This is a genomic window from Alteromonas sp. 5NW40-0090 (assembly GCF_057552975.1).
In genome coordinates this window covers 24,726-49,832 of the sequence record NZ_BAAJLT010000018.1, presented here as the reverse complement: position 1 = coordinate 49,832, position 25,107 = coordinate 24,726, and the positions used below count along the sequence as shown (strand labels likewise).

At 44.6% G+C, this 25,107-nt stretch carries 16 protein-coding genes; 10 read left to right on the top strand and 6 right to left on the bottom strand.

What is annotated here, in order from left to right; all coding sequences use genetic code 11:
• The first annotated feature begins 129 nt into the window (after positions 1 to 129).
• Positions 130 to 1,317, top strand: a complete 1,188-nt coding sequence (locus tag AC27KT_RS19305; protein WP_487132659.1) for an iron-containing alcohol dehydrogenase — start codon at positions 130 to 132, stop codon at positions 1,315 to 1,317.
• 102 nt (positions 1,318 to 1,419) lie between these two features.
• On the opposite strand, the gene AC27KT_RS19300 is transcribed toward AC27KT_RS19305, so the two are convergent.
• From AC27KT_RS19300 to AC27KT_RS19285, 4 genes are all read right to left on the bottom strand, one after another.
• Positions 1,420 to 2,187 carry a 3-hydroxybutyrate dehydrogenase gene (locus AC27KT_RS19300; RefSeq protein WP_014997925.1) on the bottom strand — a complete coding sequence of 256 codons (768 nt, stop codon included), beginning with the start codon at positions 2,185 to 2,187 and terminating at the stop codon, positions 1,420 to 1,422.
• On the bottom strand, positions 2,180 to 3,250 hold the full coding sequence (locus tag AC27KT_RS19295; RefSeq protein ID WP_487132657.1) for an extracellular catalytic domain type 2 short-chain-length polyhydroxyalkanoate depolymerase: 1,071 nt from the start codon (positions 3,248 to 3,250) through the stop codon (positions 2,180 to 2,182). The genes AC27KT_RS19300 and AC27KT_RS19295 overlap by 8 nt, the downstream gene beginning before the upstream one ends.
• Entirely contained in the window at positions 3,247 to 4,683 is a 1,437-nt protein-coding gene (locus AC27KT_RS19290) for an E22 family MetX-like putative esterase (protein ID WP_487132655.1), read from the bottom strand. Before AC27KT_RS19290 ends, AC27KT_RS19295 begins: the two co-directional genes overlap by 4 nt.
• A gap of 104 nt (positions 4,684 to 4,787) precedes the next feature.
• Positions 4,788 to 6,083, bottom strand: coding sequence for a GntP family permease (locus AC27KT_RS19285; RefSeq protein WP_014976110.1), 1,296 nt, complete (start codon positions 6,081 to 6,083; stop codon positions 4,788 to 4,790).
• A gap of 263 nt (positions 6,084 to 6,346) precedes the next feature.
• Between AC27KT_RS19285 and AC27KT_RS19280 the strand changes: the two genes are divergently transcribed.
• From AC27KT_RS19280 to AC27KT_RS19270, 3 genes are all read left to right on the top strand, one after another.
• A complete protein-coding gene (locus AC27KT_RS19280; protein WP_487132652.1) occupies positions 6,347 to 8,725 on the top strand; it encodes a TonB-dependent receptor in 2,379 nt (792 codons plus the stop codon).
• Between the two features lie 112 nt (positions 8,726 to 8,837).
• Positions 8,838 to 9,479 carry a response regulator transcription factor gene (locus AC27KT_RS19275; protein WP_487132650.1) on the top strand — a complete coding sequence of 214 codons (642 nt, stop codon included), beginning with the start codon at positions 8,838 to 8,840 and terminating at the stop codon, positions 9,477 to 9,479.
• Between the two features lie 64 nt (positions 9,480 to 9,543).
• Complete coding sequence (locus tag AC27KT_RS19270; protein WP_487132648.1) at positions 9,544 to 10,215, top strand: hypothetical protein; 672 nt, start codon at positions 9,544 to 9,546, stop codon at positions 10,213 to 10,215.
• Positions 10,216 to 10,236: 21 nt separating this feature from the next.
• Here AC27KT_RS19270 and AC27KT_RS19265 read toward each other — a convergent pair whose 3' ends face one another.
• Positions 10,237 to 13,725: a PAS domain-containing hybrid sensor histidine kinase/response regulator gene (locus AC27KT_RS19265; RefSeq protein ID WP_487132646.1), complete on the bottom strand. Its 3,489-nt coding sequence runs from the start codon at positions 13,723 to 13,725 to the stop codon at positions 10,237 to 10,239.
• A gap of 260 nt (positions 13,726 to 13,985) precedes the next feature.
• On the opposite strand from AC27KT_RS19265, the gene grpE reads away from it, so the two are divergent.
• The 6 genes from grpE to AC27KT_RS19235 all read left to right on the top strand — a co-directional run bounded on the left by grpE (position 13,986) and on the right by AC27KT_RS19235 (position 24,095).
• The gene (gene grpE, locus AC27KT_RS19260; RefSeq protein WP_487132644.1) at positions 13,986 to 14,609 is read left to right on the top strand and encodes a nucleotide exchange factor GrpE; all 624 of its coding nucleotides are present in this window, start codon (positions 13,986 to 13,988) and stop codon (positions 14,607 to 14,609) included.
• Between the two features lie 116 nt (positions 14,610 to 14,725).
• Positions 14,726 to 16,651 (top strand): molecular chaperone DnaK, encoded by a 1,926-nt coding sequence (dnaK, locus tag AC27KT_RS19255; RefSeq protein WP_487132642.1) that lies wholly within the window; start codon positions 14,726 to 14,728, stop codon positions 16,649 to 16,651.
• A gap of 218 nt (positions 16,652 to 16,869) precedes the next feature.
• Positions 16,870 to 18,003, top strand: a complete 1,134-nt coding sequence (gene dnaJ, locus AC27KT_RS19250; RefSeq protein ID WP_333969809.1) for a molecular chaperone DnaJ — start codon at positions 16,870 to 16,872, stop codon at positions 18,001 to 18,003.
• A 507-nt stretch (positions 18,004 to 18,510) separates the two neighbouring features.
• Positions 18,511 to 18,993, top strand: coding sequence for a c-type cytochrome (locus AC27KT_RS19245; protein ID WP_487132639.1), 483 nt, complete (start codon positions 18,511 to 18,513; stop codon positions 18,991 to 18,993).
• 432 nt (positions 18,994 to 19,425) lie between these two features.
• The gene (locus AC27KT_RS19240) at positions 19,426 to 22,008 is read left to right on the top strand and encodes an EAL domain-containing protein (protein ID WP_487132637.1); all 2,583 of its coding nucleotides are present in this window, start codon (positions 19,426 to 19,428) and stop codon (positions 22,006 to 22,008) included.
• Positions 22,009 to 22,190: 182 nt separating this feature from the next.
• Positions 22,191 to 24,095: a propionyl-CoA synthetase gene (locus AC27KT_RS19235; protein WP_487132635.1), complete on the top strand. Its 1,905-nt coding sequence runs from the start codon at positions 22,191 to 22,193 to the stop codon at positions 24,093 to 24,095.
• Positions 24,096 to 24,245: 150 nt separating this feature from the next.
• On the opposite strand, the gene AC27KT_RS19230 is transcribed toward AC27KT_RS19235, so the two are convergent.
• Positions 24,246 to 24,929: a cytochrome b/b6 domain-containing protein gene (locus tag AC27KT_RS19230; RefSeq protein WP_487132633.1), complete on the bottom strand. Its 684-nt coding sequence runs from the start codon at positions 24,927 to 24,929 to the stop codon at positions 24,246 to 24,248.
• Positions 24,930 to 25,107 lie beyond the last annotated feature (178 nt).

The window sequence follows — 25,107 nt, the reverse complement described above, 5'->3', positions numbered from 1 at the left end:
TAACCATTAACGCTTGGCAATGGAAACAACCACACACTTGTATGCATTTGGAGAAAAGCTGAAGAGAAAGTGGGGCGATAACATTATTTTTACATTGTCATTGCTTTGGGCGTTGTACTAGGTATGCTGATGAAAAGAATTCGCAGCGAGGGAAACATGTCTCATCAAATTATTCTGCCAAGAGTGATGCACATAGGGAAAGGGGCGAGTCAGCGGGTTGCTGAAACGTTAAAAGGACTCAACTGCCATAAACCTTTATTGGTTACCGATAAGGTTATGGTTGAGTTGGGATATAGTGCTGCCATAGTGAAAGTGCTAGAAGAGGCGGGAATACACGCCGATGTATTTTCAGATACGGTGCCAGAGCCCACGGTGAGATCTATTTATTGCGGTGTGGATGCGTTCAAAACCCACGCTTATGACAGCATCATTGCTTTAGGTGGTGGAAGCCCCATCGATAGCGCAAAAGCCATCGCTATTTTGGGTAAGTACGGCGGCGAAATGCGAGACTACAAATTCCCGCGGGTTGTAGATGAAGCGGGGCTGCCGATCATTGCTATTCCCACAACAGCGGGAACGGGCTCAGAAGCAACGCGATTTACCATTATCACCGACGAAGAGACCACAGAAAAAATGTTGTGTGTTGGTTTAGGGTTTATGCCAACGGCAGCCTTGGTCGATTATTCATTAACGCAAAGTTTGCCTGCCCGCGTGACAGCCGATACAGGCATTGATGCGCTTACTCACGCTATTGAAGCGTTTGTTAGCCGCAAAGCCAATCTTTACAGTGATGCACAGGCGTTGTCAGCCATGGCGTTAATTGCGCCTAATCTACGCACTGTATTTGCCGACCCAACAAATGAAACGGCGAGAGAATCAATGATGCTGGGCTCAACGCTCGCGGGCATTGCTTTTTCAAACGCTTCAGTGGCCCTTGTTCACGGAATGAGCCGCCCTATCGGTGCAGCGTTCCATGTGCCTCACGGACTGTCGAATGCCATGTTGCTGCCCGCGGTTACCGCCTTTTCTATTCCAAGTGCCTCTGTGCGTTATGCACAATGCGCTCGCGCTATGGGTGTTGCTATCCAAAGTGACTCAGATGAGGTGGCGAATCAAAAACTTATCAACGAACTAAAAGCGCTTAATGCAGATTTACAGGTACCTACGCCTGCCGACTTCGGTATTGATAAAGAGGCATTTTTTGCAGCGACGTCAACAATGGCAGAACAAGCTTTGGCATCAGGTTCTCCCGGCAACAATCCACGCGTCCCCACCATTGAAGAAATGGTTGCCATCTACGTATCTCTTTGGGAATAACGCTTTTGCGAAAACATTAGACGAAAAAAGACTGCTTATTGCAGTCTTTTTTATGTGAAAAGAAATATTCTTTAAAAAACTAAGCGTTGAATCGCTTACGGGTTATCTAGCCGTCCAGCCGCCATCAAGCACCATGGTTTGCCCAGTTATATTGCGGGCACTGGGTGACATTAAGAAGCTTGCGGTATCGGCAAGCTCTTCAACGCTAACAAATTGCTTTTTAGGCATGGGCTCTAGCATTATTTTTGTTATTACCTCTTCCTCGGTAAGGTTATTTTCTTTTGCCTGGGCTGCAATTTGTTTTTCCACCAATGGTGTTTTCACATAGGCAGGGCAAAGGGTATTGATAGTTACATCGCAATCCCCCGTTTCAAGTGCGATAGTTTTGGCGAACCCTAACAGCCCATGCTTCGCCGCTACATAAGCAGACTTATAGGGCGAAGCTACCAACGAGTGAATAGAGCCTACATTGATAATGCGCCCATAATTTTGCTTGCGCATGGCTGGCAAAAAAGCTTGGGTTAACAGAGCAGGGCCAACAAGCATGATATTTATAAGCTGCTGCCATTTATCTGTAGGAAAGTCCTCTATGCGTGAAACGTGCTGAATACCGGCATTGTTTATAAGTACATCAACGGTATGCTTCCCTAGTACCTCAGGGAGTGCTGCGACTTGCTCTGCATCGCACACGTCTACCGCTACTGCGCTGGCCGAACCGTCTAAATGCGCAAGCCTGGTCACAGCCTCTTTTGCTGCCTGTTCGTTTATGTCGGCGATGATCACATGGTGCCCTTGTTTCATCATTGACTCAGCAATGCCAAAGCCAATGCCGCTTGCTCCACCCGTGATAAATATTGTGCGCTTAGTCATTGTTACTTCCGTTGGATTTATTTAGTGAAGGTGCACTATTTAATGAAAACAGCAGTTGTTTTACTGCGTTTATTTGTGCGCCGTTCCTGTTGGCGTAATCGCCAGAGGCATAGCCCCACCAATCCCAACAGCCTTGCGGATTTAACGGCATGAATAATGACTTTTTAGTTTGCGGATAAAGCACAACGATATTGTTGTCATCAGCCCATTCATTCAGACCTGTTTGGGTAGTGTAGGCACCGCCAACGGCATCGGCATACTGGTTACAGCCGTGGAAACTAATATGGGCTCTGCACGGCTCGCCTTGTGCACAGCTTTCAGGCACATACACAAAACCTTCGCTTGCTAATGTTTTGGCATCGCCCCCCGCTATTTTTTGCTGATCAATTGAATGAATTCGCCCTGACAGTGACTCGTCGGGTGTCGAGACATCTTCAACAAGGTGAGAGAGCATGACACCTGCTGCATCGTAATCACAGTTTCCAATGAAGGGGCTCTCTGATTTCATGCAGTTAACCCCATTGTTTTTGGTGGGGAAGAGGTGTGCCATCGGTTTGTCATTGATATAGGCAATATTTTGTGTGTCTGTCCACAATTTGTACTGTTCAAATAATAAATCGCTCACTGGTGCAATCACTCTGGTGTCTTGCGTACCGTGAAAAAGCCAGACTTTTGCGTCTTTCATATTGGAAAGCGACGCAATTTTTCCTTCAGTTTCATACTGTTTGGCTTTTTCATTCAGCGCTTCAAGGTTAATCTCTCCCTCTACCTTATTCACGCACTGCGCAAGGGCAGTGGTTATATCACCTTGTGCACAGAAATACGGGCCGCCAGCGATGACCCCAACGCCTTTTACCCAGTCACTGTGTGCTAACTGAAATTGTGTTGCCATGTAACCGCCTGAGGATAAACCAGATACGGTAACGTTCTTTAAATCAAGGGTGAGTGAAGGAAGCGCGTCTTGCGCCGATGACTCGTTACCGAATACCGGTACACTAAGGGAAAGTGCGCTTAATACAGACAGACAAAGCGCGTGGCGTAAAAAGGGTGTAGATTTCATCATTGCATTGCAGCCTTATCATTTTCTAAAAATTGGCGAATAGCCTGAGCCTGAGCGGATACATTGGTCACGCCTTCTAAATGACCTAATTTGCCATTTAGCGTAACCAATGTGCTGTCGTTATTCATTGAAGTTAAACCTTGATGTGCACTTTGCGATAAGTAGGGCATAAGTAGCAAATCAGTTTGGGCTGGAATAAACAGCGTTTTCGCCTTTATCGACGTCAGCCCTTGCTCGAGATTACCTTGATGCCCAGCAACAAAAAGCTGGCAAGCTCGAACCAAATACAAAAGGTGGTTGGCGTCCATAGATTGTGCCCGGGTCTTTGCACGCTCACGTAGCCAGTTCACAATACTGTGAGATTGACGTATGTCATTAAGCGGCGCCGACTCTACATTTTTATACCCTAACGTGTTGCCGGTTTGGTTGAAAAACGAAGGGGTAAGGGCATTTTGCGTAATTAACATGAGCGAGGCTGCTAGGCCATCAAACGGCGCTTGCTCTTTAGTGTAAGCGCCGTTGTTCCAGTTCTTGTCCAGGATAATTGGCGAAGCCCAGTGTTCCAGTGCCGCGGTAGTCCACGCATCGCTTTGACCTGCGCCGATAACTGAAATCATACGTTCAACCCAGTCTGGGTAAGCGCTCGCCCAATCGATAGCCTGCATAGAGCCCATAGAGGGCCCAATAACCGCATACAGTTTGCTAATATCTAAACTTTCAAGAAGTGCTTTTTGAACATTTACAAAGTCACGTATTGTCACGACGGGAAAGTCTAAGCCATAGGGTTTACCTGTATCTGGATTTATTGACGCAGGACCGGTTGTAATAACGTGAGGGTCGTAAGCATTTAAATTGGCCAGCGTATCAACGCTTATTACATAAAAGCGGTTTGTATCAATCGCCTTGCCGGGGCCGATAATACTATCCCAGTAGCCTGGCGCTGGATCGTTTTCATCGTACTTTCCAGCTGCGTGGGAAGATCCAGAAAAATAGTGGGTAATCAGTATAACGTTACTCTTAGCATCATTTAGTGTTCCATACGCCTCCCAGCCAACTTTTACGTTTTTAATTTGTTTACCACCAAAGGTTGTGAAATGAGGCATTTCAAAAACGCGTTTTTCTACCATCAGCGAAGCATTGGAATGCGAAGCGCTCGGCGAGGAGGAAGCTGCCTCAGATGAAGGTGCTTTTGAAGAACTGAGCAATGGCGATGTATCGTTGGGTTCGCCAGCAATGCCCTGACAATGTACCGTCAACATTAGCGTGGCAAATAATCCTACCAATGAGCGTTGCTTTTTAACTAAAAACATCTCAACCAAATTTGCTAATGCTAACTGTTTCTGCACTCGTTGTGAGCTGAGCTGTTTAAATAGCTTATTGATGCCTTTGCTCTTATTCCACACTAACGTGGAAACAAGCGTCTTTTTCCAATTCATACTTTCTTATCCTTTTCTCAGACCGCATTTTCAGATGGCAATGCTTTGCTAGAGTGACTTATATATCGTGCGGCCTTAGGCCATATCGTTGGCTTTGACTAATGCTACATAATGCTAAACAGGCCAATGGCCATGGCAAGGCCAATAACTGGCACCACAACAGTTAGCGCACCAACCGCCCAGTAGGCAGCCTGATGGGTTTCGTTGCAAATGGCGCGTATGGTAGTAACCACATAGCCATTGTGAGGTAACGAATCTAATGCGCCTGATGATATAGACACAATTCTATGTAGCTGTTCTGGCTCTACGCCTTGGTCAAGGTAATGCGGAGCCACTAAAGGTAAGGCAATGGCTTGTCCGCCAGATGCACTTCCTGTTAATCCTGCAATCACGCTTACGGCAATGGCGGCACCAATAAGCTCGTTACCAGGAATTTGGGTCATAAGCGCTACTGTTGTTTGAAACGCTTCGGTGTTTTTTGCTATCGAGCCAAAACCTACAACAGCAGCGGTGTTACCTATGGCGATCAATGCGCCGGTGGTACCCGCATTTATGGCAACCGGTAAACTGTGAAAATGTTTGTAGTTAATAGCCAGCAAACACAGTACGCCGCCGCCTAACGCCAGAATAAGCGCAAGCTGAGCGAGTTCTTCATGGAATAGAAACGAAATGACTAACACCACGACCAACGGCACAATTCCGGTAAGCGGGTGGGGTAGCGCTCTGTCTCGCACTTCAGGGTCGCTTGCTCTGGCTTCAAACACCTCGCCGTTATTAACGGCTTTTCTGATCATCTTAGCAAGCCACCAGTAACCGAAGCATGCCATGAATATGGCGACGACAAGGCTAACTTCCCACGCGGCAAAAGGGGAGGTGCCCAAATACTTTATAGGGATCCAGTTTTGGATTTCTGGTGAACCTGCCGAGGTCATAGTAAATGTTACCGACCCAAATGCCATGGCAGCAGGTATGAAGCGACGGGGTAAATTGGCATCTTTAAACAAACTTACCGCCATTGGGTAAACAGAAAACGCTACCACAAACACGCTAACACCACCGTAGGTCAAAATAGCGCAAGCTAGCACAACGGCTAGTACGGCACGCTTGTAACCAATTTTGGTGATGATCCAGCGAGAAACAGCATCTGCTGCTCCTGTGTCTTCCATGAATTTACCGAATAACGCACCAAGTAAAAACATGAAAAACCAAGAGGCGATAAAGCCAGAGAAACCACTCATATAGGTTTGAACGAAATTCACGTCGCCGGTGAAGACGCCGATATTATTGGTAATGGCAACTACAAGCGCACACAAAGGTGCAGCAATAAAGAGGTTCATGCCGCGTATTGTCAAAACAATAAGCAACAACAGACCGCCTACTAAGCCAATCATACTTAACATAGTTATTATTCCTTAAAAAATCTGTGACCGCAGATGATCCGAAACAGTTAAGTCGATTAAAAATTTGCTTACACTCAAATCCACAAAGTGTATACAAATCAAGTAAAAAGCGTTCATAACAGACATAAAGTTTGACGTTACTTTTATCAAAATCCCATAGTACGATGGTACTACATACTATTAACAATTAATTAACTAAAGTGGTTTTGACCGTAGGCAATACATCCGGCAGTGACCAGAACTTAGAACAACAAGGACTCACTATGTCTCAATCAATACACACAAATGGCTTGGTTTCACCCTACCAATCACATTCAACCTCTGCTAGCTCAGCAGAACGCAAAAGCGCTTCAGTTAAGCTCCCCATTCGCAGCCTTTGTGCCCTAGCGGTGGCTAGCGTTTTAAGCACCGCGCCAGTATTTGCTCAGGATAGTCAAGCTGATGCCGATGCCGAAGCGCAAAAAGGAAAATTAGAACGCATTGAGGTGACAGCGCGAAAAACTGTAGAGTCGCTACAGGAAACGCCGGTAGCTATCACGTCTATTGGTGCGGTTGAACTTGGCGAAAAAGGGATTAGCGTGCTGACTGAAGTGCAGCAGTTTTCGCCCAACACTACGCTACAAACCAGTCGCGGTACCAATTCCACCTTGACAGCATTTATTCGCGGACTGGGTCAGCAAGACCCGCTTTGGGGCTATGAACCAGGCGTGGGTATTTATGTTGATGATGTGTATATTGCTCGCCCACAAGGGGCCGTACTTGATTTGTTAGACGTACAGCGTATTGAGGTGTTACGTGGCCCCCAGGGGACGCTTTACGGAAAGAATACCATTGGTGGCGCGGTTAAATACGTTACGAAAGAAATGACCGGCGATACGCAGATGAACGTTGAAGCTACGGTAGGTAGCTATAGTCAGCGGGATATCAAAGTGACCGGTCAAATTCCATTAATTGAAGATACGGTGTACCTTGGCGTGGGTTATGCCAATCTAAACCGCGACGGTTTCGGCGAATACTTAGTAAGCGCGCTGCCTAATCAGGACAAAGAAAACTATAACAAAGATCTTTGGGCAGCCCGTGTGACACTTGAAGTTCATCCAAGCGAAGATTTATTTTTCCGCATTGGCTGGGATAAAACCGAAGATACATCAAACGCGAAAGGCGGCTATCGTTTAATTCCCAGTATTTTGACAGATGCGCCTGTACCTGATTCGGTTTTCGATTCCTATACTAGCCTTCCGACGTGGAATAAAGTCGAGCTAGAAGGGTATAACTGGCTGGCGCGATACCAAGTGAATGATGATTTAGAGTTTAAATATATTGGTTCGCACAGAGAAAGCTATTCACCTACCAACATCGACTTCGACAATACACCCTTGCCTATTTTCGATGTACCGGCAGAGTATGACGACAGTAATGATACTCATGAGATTCAAGCGAATTATACCGGGAACGCGTTTAGTTTAGTGTCAGGGCTCTATTTTTACGATGGTGAGAGTTGCGGTAATTTTGATGCCATTTTAGGTGTGTTAGGTCAATCGCTTGGTGCCTCAGGGTTGACGCGGGAAGTGACGGGTTGTAATAACTCAGAAAGCTGGGCTGCCTATGCGCAGATGAACTATGATGTAACCGATAAGCTATCGCTTTCGCTTGGTGCCCGATACACCGATGAAGAGAAGACCGCGTTTGTAAATAACGGTCTGGTATTCGCCAATGTTTATCCTTATACCGACTGGATTGATGGGTACGTGCGTCCCGACGGACAATTAGTGCCTCAAGTACTTGGGACAGACACCGATGGCGATGAAGTGTTAGATGCGCCAGCGGTAGAGAGTTGGTCGCGCTTTACCCCTCGAGTAGGCGTGGAGTATCAAATGGACCGCGATACCATGTTCTTCGCGAGCTATTCACAAGGCTTCAAATCGGGCACGTTTAACCCTCGTGCTCAGACTAACGAGCCTGGTGTTGAACCTGAAGTCGTTGACAGCTTCGAAGTGGGTGTGAAGAGCGACCTAACCGACGCACTTCGTATGAATATCACATTGTTCTCTTACGACCATAAAGATCGTCAATATATTGGTGTAGAAGGGGATTTGTCTGATCCAACAGCCCTCGACCAGCGACTGCGCAATGCTGCCGAAACGGCTGCAAAAGGCGCCGAGTTGGAGATGACGTGGGTAGCTACGGATAACCTTCAGTTTGACGTTGCTTACGGTTATATTGACTTTGAGATTAAGAAAAACAATGCAATCCCTCCGTTGATTGGTCTGGCAAGTACGCCAGAGAATACCTTTAATCTTAATGCCAACTACCTACTAGAAACGAGTTTTGGTGATATTACTTTCAACGCCAACTACTACTATCGCGATGATTATCTTATCTTTGAAACTAGCGATCTTATTCAACAAGATGCCTATGGTATGGTGAACTTGAGCGCGCGCTGGGAAAGCGTTGAAGGCGACTGGTATGCTGGACTACACGTCAAAAACCTGACCGATGAGGAGTATCTGGTTGGTGGTTACGACTTTGTCACGCAAGACGATGAAGGTAACTTTGGTCCGGGCCTTGGTGGCGATACCACACTTATCGGTTATTACGGTGACCCACGTACAGTTCACCTTACGGTAGGTTATCGTTTTTAGTGACCAATGCCCGTGACACTCAAGCGGTGTTGCGGGCGCGATTTCACGCTGCCTATTCTCAACCAACATGATACTATGCTAGTTAACAAGAAAATAACAACTTAGTAGTGCTATGCCTGTAACAATCTTGATTGCCGACGACCATCCTCTTTTTCGTGCTGCCATGTGTCATGCGCTTGGAGGAATCGAAGGTGTCGCGTTGGTTGAGGCATCAACGTTTCCTGAAACACTCACCATGTTGAGCTCAACGCCAGATCTTGAGGTGGTTTTCTTAGATTTAACTATGCCTGGTAACGAAGGGTTGACGGGGGTTTCACACTTACTTTCATTATTTCCTGATGTACTGGTGGTTGTAGTAACGGCACTGGAAAATCCAGCGATAGCAAAGCGTGCACTAGCGTTAGGCGCTAGCGGCTTTGTGCCGAAGTCAGCATCGGTTGATTGTATTGTAGAGGCAGTTGAGACCGTGTTAGATGGCGAAATCTGGGTGCCTCAGAGTGTCGCTATGAATGCACAGACAAGCGATAATGCAGATGACTTCTTATCAAAGCTTAAACTGTTGACTCCACACCAACTTAAGGTTTTGCACATGGTGGCAGACGGTCTGCTTAATAAACAAATAGCCTATGAGCTAGATATTTCAGAGTCGACAGTAAAACAGCATGTTTCTGCAGTGCTCAAAAAACTTGGGGTCATCAATCGAACAAAGGCAGGCATTGCATTTAAAAATGCTATGCATGTTAACGAGAACTAATCCGACACCCGCGGATTAACGTAAACATGGCTAATGAAACAAAGCTTAAAGTGCTGTTGTCGCTGTGTTATCCAAACTCTTCAAAAACATGCTGTCTCGAAAAGAGAGTACGTCGCTTTCTACAGTTCAGGACAATCAGGTTGTGTCGGTGTGGCATGACACAGGTCAAGTCTATTATTTAGAAAACACGCTAAAACTTACGTACCAGTCTAAAAGTGGGCCTATCACTATCGAGAAATTATCGTTACATGCGGTAGCTGACGTGCTTGCGCAGTTGCAAGCGCTAGATGCGTCTTCTCCTTTATCACGGCAGGAGGTAGCTAACCAGACAGACGCATTCAACATCAGTGTATGCGGAGTTACTTGGCAGAAAAGTAGTGATGGCACCAGTACGCGAATAAAGGCTTTACCAGAGGCTGCACTGTTACGCAGTCCAACAGCCTGTTTCAGTAAGTCTCAAGCGGTGTTTAAACACGCGTTTTTGCTCGAGCACGATGATTTGCTAACCCCAACAACGTCATCTGGGCGCGCAGGTGTTTACACCTATAACCGAATTTCTATTGCCGAGTTCACTCAACAGCTAGCTACTGCGAATGCCCGATTAGCAAGTAAGGATAGACGTAAAATCACCGTGGGTTTCGACAATTTCAACGCAGCGTTTACTGAACACGAACAACAAGGAATAGAGGCTATCATAGGCACGCCGCTTGAGAACGAAAGCTTGGAGAACAAGTAGCTTTGAGCGTTTAAACAAACATTAGCGTCCACCTTTTTTAAGCATGCGTTTTAGCGCTAACTGCTTTACTGGCTTCGGTAAATACATGAAGTCTCTTGCGGCTGCTTCTTCTCTAATAGTGTCGCTTCGGTTAGCGGTTATCAGTATTTTTTGAGCAAAACGCGCTCCCTGTACTTCTAGCCACTCTGCAGTATCAAAACCGGTATCTTTGTTTTGAAGATGGTAGTCAGCAATCAGTATGTTGAAAGCTTTTCTATTTAATAGCGCGGTTTCGTCTTTGCCTTTTATACACGTTACCTGCGCGCCCCAATCTGTAAGCAATGCTTTCATTGCGCTGGCCACTTGTTCGTCATTTTCAATTAGCAGTATATGTTTACTGAAAAGAAAGGGCGTGATAGTTTCGCGGCCTTTGATCTCGGCTGACTGTTCACTCGTGTTTAGCGTTTTGTCATCAATGCATGTTGCCAGCACGTCAGGTCGGTCACACTGTTCTACTTCTACGTAAAAAGCGCTACCTTTATTTGGTGTCGATTTGAGCGACAAAGAATGGTCTAGTAAGTGGCATATCTTATCCACAATGGTAAGCCCTAACCCAAGGCCCTCGTTATCCTGACTTACATTCAGCTGATGGAATTCGGCAAAAATGTTTTCTTGTTGATGCACAGCGATCCCCATTCCCGTGTCGTATACACAAACTGAAATAGAAGGGGGCTTATTATTGATATTGTTCAAAGAAGGTACTGCGTTAATGTGACGTCGCACCCCAATCAATACTCTGCCCGACTCCGTGTATCGCACGGCGTTAGAGATGAGGTTTTGCAACACTCGTCGTAATAAGTGTTTGTCTGAATATACATAAACTGAGCTGCGTACATAAATTAGTTTTATGCCTTTTTGATGAGCAATAACGCTAAATTCTTGAGTGAGTGACGATAGAATATCGTTCAAGCAAAAAACAGTTTTTTGTGGGGTAAAATGGCCTGAGTCTAAACGTGTCATATCCAAAAGTGTCGAGAGTAAGTTCTGGGCGCTCTGTAATGAGCTAACTACTCCTTCTGAAAGACTTGCTAGTGGCGAGTGCTCCGTTTTACGTTTCAGCATTTCTGCAAACAAAGTCGCGGCATTAAAAGGTTGCATTAAATCGTGCCCGGCTGCAGCAAGAAACTTCGTTTTACTCTCATTTGCTTTATCGGCTTGTAACTTAGCCTCAACGAGTTCAGCAGTACGCTTGGCAACACGGGCTTCAAGTTCGGATTTGGCGGTTTCTAATGCATGCTGAATCGATATATATTCAGTGATATCACTGTAAGTGGTTACATAGCCTCCACCGGGCAGTGGTGCACCGTTAACCTCGATAACGCGCCCGTCATTTTGTTGCCTGATATGCTTATAGCGATTTCCCGCTGTTATATGAGCGATACGCTTTGAAATTTCACCGTGCAATGCGTTTTCTGACGACAGTGAATGAGTAACATTATTTAGGTCGTTATCAGAGTTTGACTGCGACATGTTGAATAAACCGCGCTTGGCATTAAACGCCAGAATGTCGGCTATCGGCAATCCTGCTTTTAAAAAGCCTTTTGGGTAGTTAAAAAGCTCTATGTATCTATCGTTCCATGCTAACAGTTGCAGTTTGTCATCAAGAACACTTATACCTTGCTCTATATTCTGTACAGACGATTGAAGTACTTCGTAGTTAAACTGGAATGATTGAGAAGCTTCCTCTACCCAATCTACTAATTCTGGTAGAGGGTCGCCGCCAGTGTCCGCAATAGCGCTAAGCAATATCCGTGCGCTTGGCGCCCCCACCTGAGCGGCAAGCAATTTATTTACTCTGTCTATCAGTGCCTGACTAGCATAACCACTGCTCGTGTCACGATTAACATCAATCGATAGTTGTTGCACAAGCTTTGAATGGGTTTCACTTTCGAGTACTCGTTCAGTTAGTGCTGTTAAATCACGTATCTTTACCAGCAAATAAGTGGCTTGGTCACGTTGGAGCGCAGACGAATGTTGCTTTTCGTTGCGTCGTGATGAAATAAAGGCAACGGTAACAAACGTTATGCAGTTTGCAACTAGTGAATAGGCGAAACCGAGGCCTAAAGCTTGATCCGTTGGAGCTGGATTAAAATAGTAGCTCGACAATAAACTTGGATAGAGAAGAAATATCGCCCAACAGATAAAGCCCACTAACAGGCCGGAAATAGCGGCAGCTTTGCTGCTGCGTTGCCAATAAATACCGAACATTAACGCAGGCATGCACTGGGCTAACAGCGCGATAGCAATGACACCACTTTTAACTAATGGTGCAGTTTGGCTTATGTTCAAGTGGTACCACAAAGCAATACTGAGCACGACTACCACAGTAATGCGGCGTATAGACAGTATTTTGCTTGACTGCATTGAACGATTGGGCGAAGTCTTAAGCTGCGCTTTCAGCCAAAGCGGCGTAACAACATTGTTCGAGATCATTATTCCCAGCGCCAAGGTTGCAACAATTACCATGCTGGTGGTTGCAGAAAGACCGCCTATGAAAGCAAATGACGACAGCGCGATATTTTCTGTGTATAGAGGTAGGGCGAGCACGTACGCATCTGAACTTGTGGCCTCTGGCAACAGTATTTTTCCCGCAAGTGCGATTGGTATAACAAAGAGAGTCATACCAAATAAATAGAGTGGAAATAGCCACCTTGCTGTTCTAAGCTCCCCCTCACCGTTCTGCTCAACGAAGTTCATATGAAACTGTCTTGGCAGAACGAACATAGAGCAAACGCCCAAAACAACATGTGATACATAAACCCAGGGTGCGCTATCAGCATAAATTACTTCTCGAGCACTGGCATTTGAAGCGGAGTTAGACACCAAATCCAACACACCATCGAACAGATAGAAGCAAACGAAAACACCTACTGCGCACAGGGCAAAAAGCTTTATAACCGATTCAAACGCTATAGTAAGTAGCAGACCGGGGTGCTTGTCGGTCAAGTTGAGTGTACGGGTACCGAAGATAATGGCAAATAATGCGAGCAAGATAGCTACGTAGATACTTAACCATGGCGTGCTTGTATGCGCGTCGTCAGTCAACAAATTTATTGATTTCGTAATTGCGTCTAATTGAAGGGCTATATAGGGCACGACCCCAAAAAAACATAGTAAAGTGATAAATGCGGCAATTAAATGAGATTGCTGATATTTAAGTGAGATGAGGTCTGCTAAAGAGCTGATGTTGTGTTGTTGACACAGTCTGCTTATATGAAGCACCACAGGAAACGCAAATGCCATAGTCAGCATAATCCCTAAATAAGTAGGGATGACTGCCCAGCCATATTGTGCTGCTTGAGAGGTAGTGCCGAAAAATGCCCAAGATGTACAATGCACGCCCAATCCAAGACTGTACAGTATTGGATGTTGCCGGTTGTCACGTAAACGCTTATCGCCCCAAAATGCTAAAGCGAAAAGCGCGAGGAGATAAAAACCAACAATAGTGCCAACCGTCCAGATACTTAGCATTGATATTCCGTGTGATAGCTTGTCCGTGTCGTTGCATGCATTTTCAAAACTTGTGATAGTGCAGTTTTTGTGTCCTGACAATAACATGATTTTTACAAATGGCACATCTCCGATAATTTTTTAAAAATCATCCACAAAATTATTGTGGATACCCTTGATCACCTTAAATCTAGCCCCATAACTAAGCGCAACGAAGTTATTCCCAGTAATTTTAGTGTTATTGGGCATCGCCTAATTAAGAAAAACGTTTGGAGGTAGGCATGAGCGATAATCGCGACGTGCAGGCAGAACAAGAAAATACAGTAGATGAGACTGTAATCAATGCTGATGAAGCGCAGGTAGAAGCATCAGAAGCAGAAGGCGTAGAGCTAGACGAAAATGCACAGCGCATTTACGAACTAGAAACCGCACTTTCTGAAGCGCAAGCAACTATTAAAGAACAGCAGGATGGTGTACTTCGCGCGCGCGCAGATGCTGATAACGCTCGTCGTCGCGCTGAGGGCGAAGTAGAAAAAGCACGTAAATTTGCGCTTGAACGTTTTGCTGGCGAATTGCTTCCGGTTATCGACAACTTAGAACGCGCTATCGAAATGACCGATGGTGACAATGAAGCTGTAAAGCCGCTTTTAGAAGGTGTGGAAATGACCCACAAAACTTTCTTAAGCACTATTGAGAAATTTGGATTAAGCCTTATTGATCCGCAGGGCGAAGCCTTTAACCCTGATTTGCATCAGGCAATGTCGATGCAAGAAAGTGCAGATCACGAGCCAAATACAGTGATGGCTGTGATGCAGAAAGGTTATCAAATTAATGGTCGTTTGCTACGCCCTGCCATGGTTATGGTATCGCGTGCACCAAGCGGCGGTGTGGATACGCAGGCCTAAGACGCTTTTTGCGACGAACACACAAAAATGTCAGTTTTTTTACTGGCATCTATTGAAAAGACGGGGAATAACCCCACTAAAAGTACAGTATTAAGAAAATCATTCGGAGACACGAAATGGGTAGAATCATTGGTATCGATTTAGGTACAACGAATTCATGTGTCGCAGTTCTAGACGGCGACAAACCTCGCGTAATTGAAAACGCGGAAGGCGATCGTACAACCCCTTCAATCATCGCTTACACGAACGATGGTGAAACACTTGTAGGTCAGTCTGCAAAGCGTCAGGCGGTAACGAATCCTGAGAACACGCTATTCGCTATTAAGCGTCTAATTGGTCGTCGCTTCCAAGATAAAGAAGTACAGCGCGACATCGACATCATGCCTTTTAAAATTGTAGGTGCTGATAACGGTGATGCATGGGTAGAAGCGAAAGGCGAGAAAATGGCGCCTCCGCAGATTTCTGCTGAAGTACTTAAGAAAATGAAAAAGACAGCTGAAGATTATCTTGGCGAAGAAGTAACTGGTGCAGTTATTACTGTTCCTGCTTACTTTAACGACTCTCAGCGTCAAGCAACGAAAGACGCGGGTCGTATCGCAGGTCTTGAAGTTAAGCGTATTATCAACGAGCCAACTGCTGCTGCACTTGCTTACGGCATGGACAAGAAGCAAGGCGATAATGTTGTTGCGGTATACGACTTAGGTGGTGGTACATTCGATATCTCTATCATCGAAATTGATGAAGTAGATGGCGAGCACACGTTTGAAGTACTAGCAACTAACGGTGATACTCACCTTGGTGGTGAAGACTTCGATAACCGTGTAATCAACTACTTAGTTGAAGAGTTTAAGAAAGATCAAGGCATCGACCTTCGTAAAGATCCGCTTGCTATGCAGCGTCTTAAAGAAGCCGGTGAAAAAGCGAAGATTGAACTTTCTTCTTCACAACAGACAGAAGTTAACCTGCCTTACATCACTGCTGATGCAACAGGTCCTAAGCACTTAGCGATTAAGCTTACTCGTGCGAAACTTGAGTCTTTGGTTGAAGACCTAGTGAAGAACTCGCTTAACCCACTTAAGCAAGCACTAGCTGACTCAGACCTATCTGTAGGCGACATCAACGACATCATCCTTGTGGGTGGTCAAACACGTATGCCGCTAGTACAGAAGTATGTTACTGAGTTCTTCGGCAAAGAGCCACGTAAAGATGTTAACCCTGATGAAGCGGTGGCAGTAGGTGCGGCAATTCAAGGTGGTGTACTTTCTGGCGACGTTAAAGACGTACTACTTCTAGACGTTACACCTCTGTCTCTAGGTATCGAGACAATGGGTGGTGTAATGACTGCGCTTATCGAGAAGAACACGACTATTCCAACGAAGAAGTCGCAAACGTTCTCGACTGCTGAAGACAACCAGTCTGCGGTAACAGTACACGTACTACAAGGTGAGCGTAAGCAGTCAAGCGGCAACAAGTCTCTTGGTCAGTTCAACCTAGAAGGTATTCGTCCAGCAGCACGCGGTGTGCCGCAAATCGAAGTAACCTTCGACCTAGATGCTGACGGTATCCTACACGTGTCTGCGAAAGATAAAGACACAGGTAAAGAGCAGAAGATCACTATCAAAGCTTCTTCAGGCCTAAGCGATGAAGAAGTAGAAAAAATGGTAGCTGACGCAGAAGCGAACAAAGAAGCGGATGCGAAGTTTGAAGAACTAATTCAAGCACGTAACCAAGCTGATGGCATGATCCACGCTACACGTAAGCAGCTTGAAGAAGTTGGCGATGCACTAAGTGCTGAAGACAAAGCGCCAATTGAAGAAGCTCTTACTGCGCTAGAAACAGCGTCTAAAGGCGAAGACAAAGCAGAAATCGAAGCGAAAACGCAAGAGCTTATTCAAGCGTCTAGCAAGCTGATGGAAGCTGCACAGGCACAACAAGCAGCCGCTGGTGGTGCTGAAGGTGCAGAGCAGCAGACTTCTGGTAAAGCAGACGATGACGTTGTTGACGCTGAATTTGAAGAAGTGAAAGACGACGATAAAAAATAAACTGTTGTGATTAGCCCGGCGCGCCGGGCTGTGTAAGCAGTTCAGGCGCAACAGGACATTCTTGTTGCGCCTTTGTTGTGTAAATAACTTGGTGTAAATAGCTTGCTGTAAATAACCGTGCGTTACGAAACAGTCAGTCAGGTTATTTTCACAACAGTCAGATGTAGATTCGATAAGCATTATAAGTTTGTCGACAAAAAGTAGGATATGTAAACGATATGTCGAAACGAGACTACTACGAAGTACTCGGGGTAGATAAAAGCGCAGGCGAACGCGAAATTAAAAAGGCGTACAAGAAGCTTGCGATGAAGTATCACCCTGACCGTACGCAAGGCGATAAAGGCCTGGAAGATAAATTTAAAGAAATCCAGGAAGCCTACGAAATTCTGTCAGATTCGCAGAAGCGTGCAGCATACGACCAATACGGCCACGCCGGTGTTGATCCAAACCGCGGTGGCGGCGGCTTCGGTGGTGGTGCCGACTTCGGCGATATTTTTGGTGACGTATTTGGTGATATCTTTGGCGGCGGTGGTCGCGGTGGACGTCAGTCTCGCGCGCGCCAAGGTTCAGACCTTCGCTATAACTTAGAGCTAAGCCTTGAAGAAGCAGTTCGCGGCAAGAGCGTTGATATTCGCGTACCTACGCTGGTCGAGTGTGACGTGTGCGACGGTTCAGGTGCGAAAAAAGGTTCTTCACCTAAAACCTGTCCAACCTGTCACGGCAACGGTCAGGTTCAAATGCGCCAAGGTTTCTTTGCTGTACAGCAAACCTGTCCGACATGTTCGGGCAAGGGCAAGATTATTGAAGATCCTTGTAACAGCTGTCACGGTCATGGTCGTAAAGAAAAGACTAAGACTCTTAACGTTAAAATACCAGCTGGCGTGGACACAGGGGATCGTATCCGTCTTTCTGGTGAAGGCGAAGCGGGTGAAAATGGTGCACCAGCAGGTGACTTATACGTGCAAGTACATGTTCGTGAACACGACATCTTCAAGCGCGACGGGAACAACCTGTATTGCGAAGTACCGTTGAGCTTTACTACGGCAGCCCTTGGTGGCGAACTTGAAGTACCTACGTTAGATGGCAAAGTTAAGTTGAAAATTAGTGCTGAAACGCAGACTGGCCGTATGTTCCGTTTACGCGGCAAAGGCGTTAAATCTGTACGCAGTGGTGCTATGGGTGATTTGATGTGTAAGGTTGTGGTTGAAACGCCAGTAAACCTTTCATCACGCCAAAAAGAGTTACTGCAGGAACTTGAAGAGTCTATGGGCAAAGCGTCAAGCAAGCACAGTCCAAAAGCACAAGGTTTCTTCGATGGTGTGAAGAAATTCTTTGACGACTTAACTAACTAGTTTCGGTGCTCCTATCAAGTTTTAAAAGCCCTCATTTATGAGGGCTTCTTTGTATTTAAGTACCTCTTTTTCTGCACCCGCAATTTGTTAGTACGGTTTGCTTTGTAAATGAGAAAATATTGAGTGACTGTCCGAATCTGTACGAATCTGTACTTTTGAGAATATGTAATGGAATTGCACGCTGGTCGTGGAGAAATTGATTGTCTGAAAGTACATTTTTTTAAAGCAGAGTAAGTGACTGTCCAAACCTGTACTTTGCATTTTTTTAAAGCAGAGTAAGTGACTGTCCAAACCTGTACTTTGTAAAGGTGGAGTGTGTGGGTGTCCCTTTTCCATTCGAATATATGTTGAAGATAGGATTACGCGCGGATAATCCCTTGAAAGCGTTTGTTCACCGTTATATTTCTTGCGCTAAAACGAACTATTCGTCACGATAGGCTTATAAGTAAAAGGTAAAATATCTGCAAACGTAAAAGTAGATAACCAGTAATTAAAAAGGGAACAGGCATGAGACTATTCAATAAAGCGATGATCGCAGCAGCAACCGTTGGTGCAGTGATTTCAGGTTCAGCGTTAGCTGAAGTAACGGAAGCTTCTTCTGAAAAGCACGCTAAAGCAGCAACTCAATATCGCCAAGCAGTTTTTCAATTGGTGCGCAGTAATATGGGGCCGTTGGGTGGTATGGCGAAAGGTGCGTTACCTTTTGACGAAAGCGTAATGCAGACTAACGCTGTGCGCCTTGAGCAACTTGCCGATATGATGGGGGACTATCTCGCTGTCGACACGCGTAAGTTTGATGTAGAAACTGGCGCAAAAGATGAGATTTGGGAAAACTTTTCAGATGTCGAAAAGAAAGTAATGGCGCTTAAAACTGCTGCGCAAGGTCTACAAGCGGCTGTTAAAGCTGGTGATGAAAGTGCCTATCGCGGTGCTATCGGTAAAATCGGTGCAAGCTGTAAGTCTTGCCACGACGATTATAAAAAAGATTAACCTATAGGTGCTGTTGAGCCTAAATCCATAGCTAGGCTCAACAGTACAAACCCTTTGAAAAGTACTAGGTGGTTTGGTAACTGCCAAACGAGTTTACGCCAGCGCCATTCAATACAACCAACTTCTACTCTACTTCATTTCAATCTCTTTCTTTCAAAGAGTAAGACAGACATCGGTATAAATAAACTGCTGGAAATTTGTACTGCATTTGTCTATTTTTAAATACGGACAACGGACGTATAAATAGAACATAATCAACATAAATTTTTACCTACTATCGTTGTTAAACGATATTTCTTATCGTAGGTAATTCGTAACCGTTGAAAAATAACGAGGCGTTAAAGTGCCAATACTTATCACTTGCTTGGCTTTAAGCATGGTGTGAGCCCCTTCATTTACGCTGAAATTAACTTTTTTCGAAGGATTGAATTGATGGATTTACGCAGTGAGCGCATGTTATCAACTATGCGCACAACGCAGTACAGCATTTCTGCGCTATTGACGGAGAGTAGGAATAATACAGAGTCGTTGTGTATATTACTGGCTTCAATAAACCCAAACAGCGACCGAGCAACAGTGATTGCAAGCGACGACGAACATTTGGCCAATGAGTCAACTCATATTGTTGTTCCATCGCACGCTTTACTCATGCTACCCCTTACGCCACTGAGTGCGCCTCTACCAGCAAGAGATTTCACATTACCTCAACCACTTGAGCGTTTTCGCGAATATTATGTTGTTCTGGCCACGGTTAAAAATATGCAAAATGAAGTGGTGGGCGTTGTTTTCACGTTTGTTCTGCATAGTAACCTCACTGCACAGCAACATGCTTACGTTGATATTCTGCGTCAAAGGGTTGAAATAAACTATCTTTACGAACTAGCTAGACATCCATATTCAGATAAGCTGTCAGAGCAGCTATCGTTACTAGAAGAAGTCAGTGCTATTTCGAAAGTTGGGGCGTGGCAAATAGATAGATTTTCAGGCGCTTTTTCCTCGACGGAAATCATAAAAAGCTTATTGGGACTGGTGTACTCGAAAAGCATTAACTTACAAGATGTCCTTGATGTGATTTCTAATCACGACTTAGATGACCTAAAGCTGAAAGTGCTCAGAGCAATAAGGGGAAAGAGGCAATTTGAAAAATATTTCGATATTACTGACAAACAAGGGCGAAGAAAAAATATTAAGTTAATTGTATTTTTACAGGTTGAACGTCAAGTAAACTTAGCGCTTAAACTTACCCGTCTCTACGGTGTAGTTCAGGATGAAACCGAAACTCAACGGCTTTCTGACTCTCAACATAGCTACACTGACTATCTCACTAACCTATTAAATAGTATTGATAGTGCCGTACTTAGCGTCGACAAAAATGGCACCATTTTGACTGCTAATGAAAATGTAACTTTTCTATTAGGCTTTGAGCCAGAAGAATTAATTGGTCAAGACATTAAACTCATTGCGATAAAAATTCAAAATGTCGGCGCGACTTCATATCTATTTAATTTAAATTCTGGGGTAAAACAATGTACTAAAGTTGGAATGATTAGCGAATGTTTGCGTCACAAAAATGGCAAACGAATAGCATGTGATGTGAATTTAAAGTCATGCTCAGTAGGCCCACAAGATTTCGTGGTAGTAAGCATTCGTAAAGTTTCGCACCTACTTACCGAAGTCGAACGCTTTAAGCAATTAGCGTTTTTTGAACCGTTAACGGGGTTGCCTAATTTGCATTACCTCGAGCGTTATCTTAGTGAAAGCAGTGCTAATTATTCCGCCGAAACAGCACTTTCTGTTTTCATCCGGGTCAGTATTGTTAACATTAAAGAATATGAAGATGCGTTTGGAGAGCCAACTGTCGATTACATCCTACGTATTATGGCTAGTCGGTTTGTTCGTGCCTTTGATGTAACAAAGCAATTAAATGTCAGTGTATTTAAATATGCTCGAGAAGACTTTGTTCTTCACCTTTGTACTTGTTTAAAAGATGACAATGACGCAAAAAGTGCAGCTGAGAAGTGTGTTAACTTTCTCCGTGAAAATGTTTTAGTTCCCATTACTTTACATAACAGTGCATTGGCAATAGAAACACAAACAGTTAGCTGCGCCATACCTTCTAAGTATTTTTCATTGAAAAAAGTAAAAGAATTTTTATCGAGAAAACCTGATAAAAAACGCATTACTTATTTAGATGAAGAGAAAGAGCACCTTTATTCGCATTTCAGTGCAAGCGACATAGACCGATATAACTATATACAGCAATCCTTAGGCAGAGCGACCGCCAATAATGAATTATTTATAGAGCTTCAGCCTCAGTATAACAGTGCAGGAAGCCTTGTAAGCTCAGAAGTATTGCTAAGATGGAATCACCCACATCTTGGTATTGTCACGCCTCTAGAATTTATTCCCATTGCTGAACAAAATGAATCTATCGCCGACATCGGGCTATGGGTGTGTAATGAAGCCTGTAAATTGTTAAGCGAATGTCAGACTAAAAATATAAACACCAAATTATCGATAAATATAAGTGCGAAGCATTTGGCACGGGCTGACTTTGTCAGCAAGTTTGTAGTCATAGTTAATAGGTGGGAAGTGGAACACAAGTGTTTAACGTTAGAGTTGACTGAAGGGGCCTTGATTAAGGGCGTCAGCATAATACAGCGCCGAGTTCGAGATTTAGCACAGCAAGGCTTCTGTTTGTCTATCGACGATTTTGGTATTGGTGACTCAAATCTGAATTATTTACAAGACCTTCCCATAAACGAACTCAAGGTTGATAAAGTTTTTATCGAAGCAATTGAAGGGTGTAAAGAAAAAAACCTAATGGTGACTAATATTTGCAACATGGCAAAGGCTTTAGAGCTCGATACCGTAGCAGAAGGAGTTGAAACTACGGGGCAGTTAAATGAGGCTAAAGCTTGTGGATGTAGCGTGTTTCAGGGGTATTACCTTGATAAACCAATGAGTGCAGATGAGTGGCGAGATAAGGTTTGTGAATTACAAAACGCGTCATAAGCGAGAAGTTAATGATATGAGAACCAAGGTTCAGGGCTGTTTTTTCTAAGATAGAACGTTGTTGTTTTAAAATGTTTAAATTTATGTAAATCAAATTGTTACGCAGTATGCGCCATAAGTCTTATAAGCAGGCCTGTTTAAACTGAAGTAGGGTATTTATAAACCCTACTCAGGACATGGTTATGACTTATAAAAAAGAATATATTGCTTCTACTCTCCACCCCGACGAGTTTTGGTTAGAGCAAGCACGCAAGATAGCGTGGTTCACGCCTCCCCAAAAGGGATGTCAGAAAACGGATAATGGTTACTTTGAATGGTTTAAAGGTGGACAGCTTAATACCAGTTATCTGGCACTAGATCATCACGTCAACAATGGCCGTGGTGATAAAACCGCACTTATTTACGACTCACCTGTTACGCAAACTACCCAGCATTTTACTTACAACGAACTACTTACTGATGTTGCACAGTTTGCAGGGGGGTTGTCTCGCCTAGGTGTTAAAAAAGGCGATCGCGTAATTATTTATATGCCAATGATCCCCCAAGCAGCGATAGCAATGCTTGCTTGTGCTCGTCTAGGTGCAGTGCATTCTGTTGTCTTTGGTGGCTTTGCTGCAAATGAACTCGCTGTACGAATAGACGACGCGAAGCCAGTTGCTATCGTTACTGCATCATGCGGTATTGAAGGTAGTAAAGTACTACCTTATAAGCCACTTGTTGAAGAAGCGATTGAATTAGCTGAACACAAACCGCAGGCCTGCGTGTTGTTTCAAAGGGAACAACTCACCGCTGAATTAAATGAAAATATGGATTACGATTGGAACGCCCTAGTTAATGCAAGCGAGCCAGCTCCTCCTGTTAGTGTTGACGCTACAGACCCTTTATATGTTCTTTATACATCGGGCACCACAGGCAAGCCCAAAGGTGTGGTTCGAGATAACGGAGGCCATGCCGTTGCGCTTTACTACTCAATGGGTGCCGTTTACGGGATAGACGAGGACGATGTCTTTTGGGCTGCCTCCGATGTGGGTTGGGTAGTGGGTCATTCATATATTGTCTACGCACCCCTTATCAAAGGCGCTACAACCGTACTGTACGAAGGTAAACCGATTGGCACCCCTGATGCGGGCGCATTTTGGAGGATGATAGAATCGCACAAGATAAATGTACTTTTCGCCGCACCTACAGCGTTCAGGGCAATTCGAAAAGCGGATCCGGACGCAGTGTTTCTGTCTAAATATGACACGTCGAGTTTACGTACTTTATTTATGGCAGGTGAACGACTTGACCCTCCAACTTATTACTGGGCTAGCGAGAAAGTAGGTGTGCCCGTTATCGATCACTGGTGGCAAACCGAAACTGGCTGGCCTATTTGTTCAAACCCTATGGGGCTTGAACCCATGGAGACAAAGCCTGGTTCATCAAGTGTTCCGACGCCTGGATTTAACGTTAAGGTGCTGAATAGTGCCAATACGCAACAAGCCACAGGTGAAAAAGGCGCTATTGCTATCAAATTACCACTCCCCCCGGGTTGCTTAACAACGATTTGGCAAGATCATCAGCGGTTTGTCGATGGCTACTTGCGAGAGTTCGATGGGTACTACAGCACGGGAGATAACGGATACGTAGATGAAGCGGGTTATGTATATATTATGGGCCGTACCGACGATGTCATAAATGTTGCAGGCCATCGCTTGTCTACTGGTGAAATGGAAGAAGTGCTTGCAGCGCACCCGGCCATTGCAGAATGCAGTGTCATAGGCGTTAACGATGCACTGAAAGGGCAATTACCCGTTGGTCTTGTGCTACTCAAAGATGGCGTTAATGTTGATGAAAAAGCGCTTGAACAAGATCTCGTTCAGCGTGTTCGCGACAAAATTGGGCCAGTAGCCTGTTTTAAACGAGCGATAGTGGTTAACCGTTTGCCTAAAACCCGTTCAGGAAAAATACTTCGAAAACTTCTGCGTCAAATTGCAGCAAATGAGTCTGTTGCTGTTCCTTCGACAATTGACGATCCATCAAGCGTAAGAGAAATAGAGTCGATAATGCGGGAAAAAGGCTTAGTCAATGAGGCAAGTGCAGTTTGATGTAACAGCCTAACGACAATTATGAAGGGGATTGACTTTCTCCTTAACAAGACTAGGGGCGTTTGCTTCTAGTCTTGTTAAGAGATAAGCGTCAAACTACACCTCTAATTGAGCTATGTTGAGCGAATTGGAAATAAAGCACTTTTTTACTTAATAGTAATATTCATCTACCTGTGGAGTTGGCGGGTATACTTCAATGGCTACGTAAACGACAGCTGCACAGATAAGCGCAACAATCATCGCGCGCAATAGCCGAGAATCAGCGATGCCAGCAGTTTTTGACATTTTTTTGCCGTGCACCATGGCGGGAACCAATTTTTGCTTTTTATATACGCTGTAAAAAACAACTGCGCCTATGTGCAATGCGATAACATAAAGAAGCGCGTCAAAAGCGAAATGATGAAGGCTGTTCATTAGTGCTAATGTATCTTCATTGGCTAACTGGCGATAGGGCCCGTCTAAGAAAATATCGTCAGTCATAAACAACCCAGATATAGCTTGTATGGCCACGAGTACAAGCATAACAATGACAAACCAGCCACCTAATGGATTGTGCCCCACAGCAGGCTCAGAATGTCTGTTAAATAGTGTTTTCACATAATTCAGAACGGCTTTAGGGCCGGTTACAAAGCTACTGAATTTTGCGTGTTGTGTGCCAACTATTCCCCACAGAAGACGAAAAACAACGAGAAACAAGGTGAAATACCCTATATAGAAGTGCCACTGGACTTTGTTTTCAAGCCATTCAACCGTGGCGTATTGAGCTAATAGGCTCGCAACAATAAGCCAATGGAATAGGCGCGTGGGGAGGTCCCATACTAGAGTTTTCTGCATAGTCAATTTATTCACACTTTGTGGGCCAATCACACTTTGTTTTATATCAAAATGAGACAGAGGTTAATTGAAAGGCCCTATTCATAAGTTCTGCGCAATAGCGTCGCTTAATACACTTATGAAAACAAGTAAGCTTAACTACATAAAACTTTGTTTTGTCTAAAAGCGAAAGGGATCC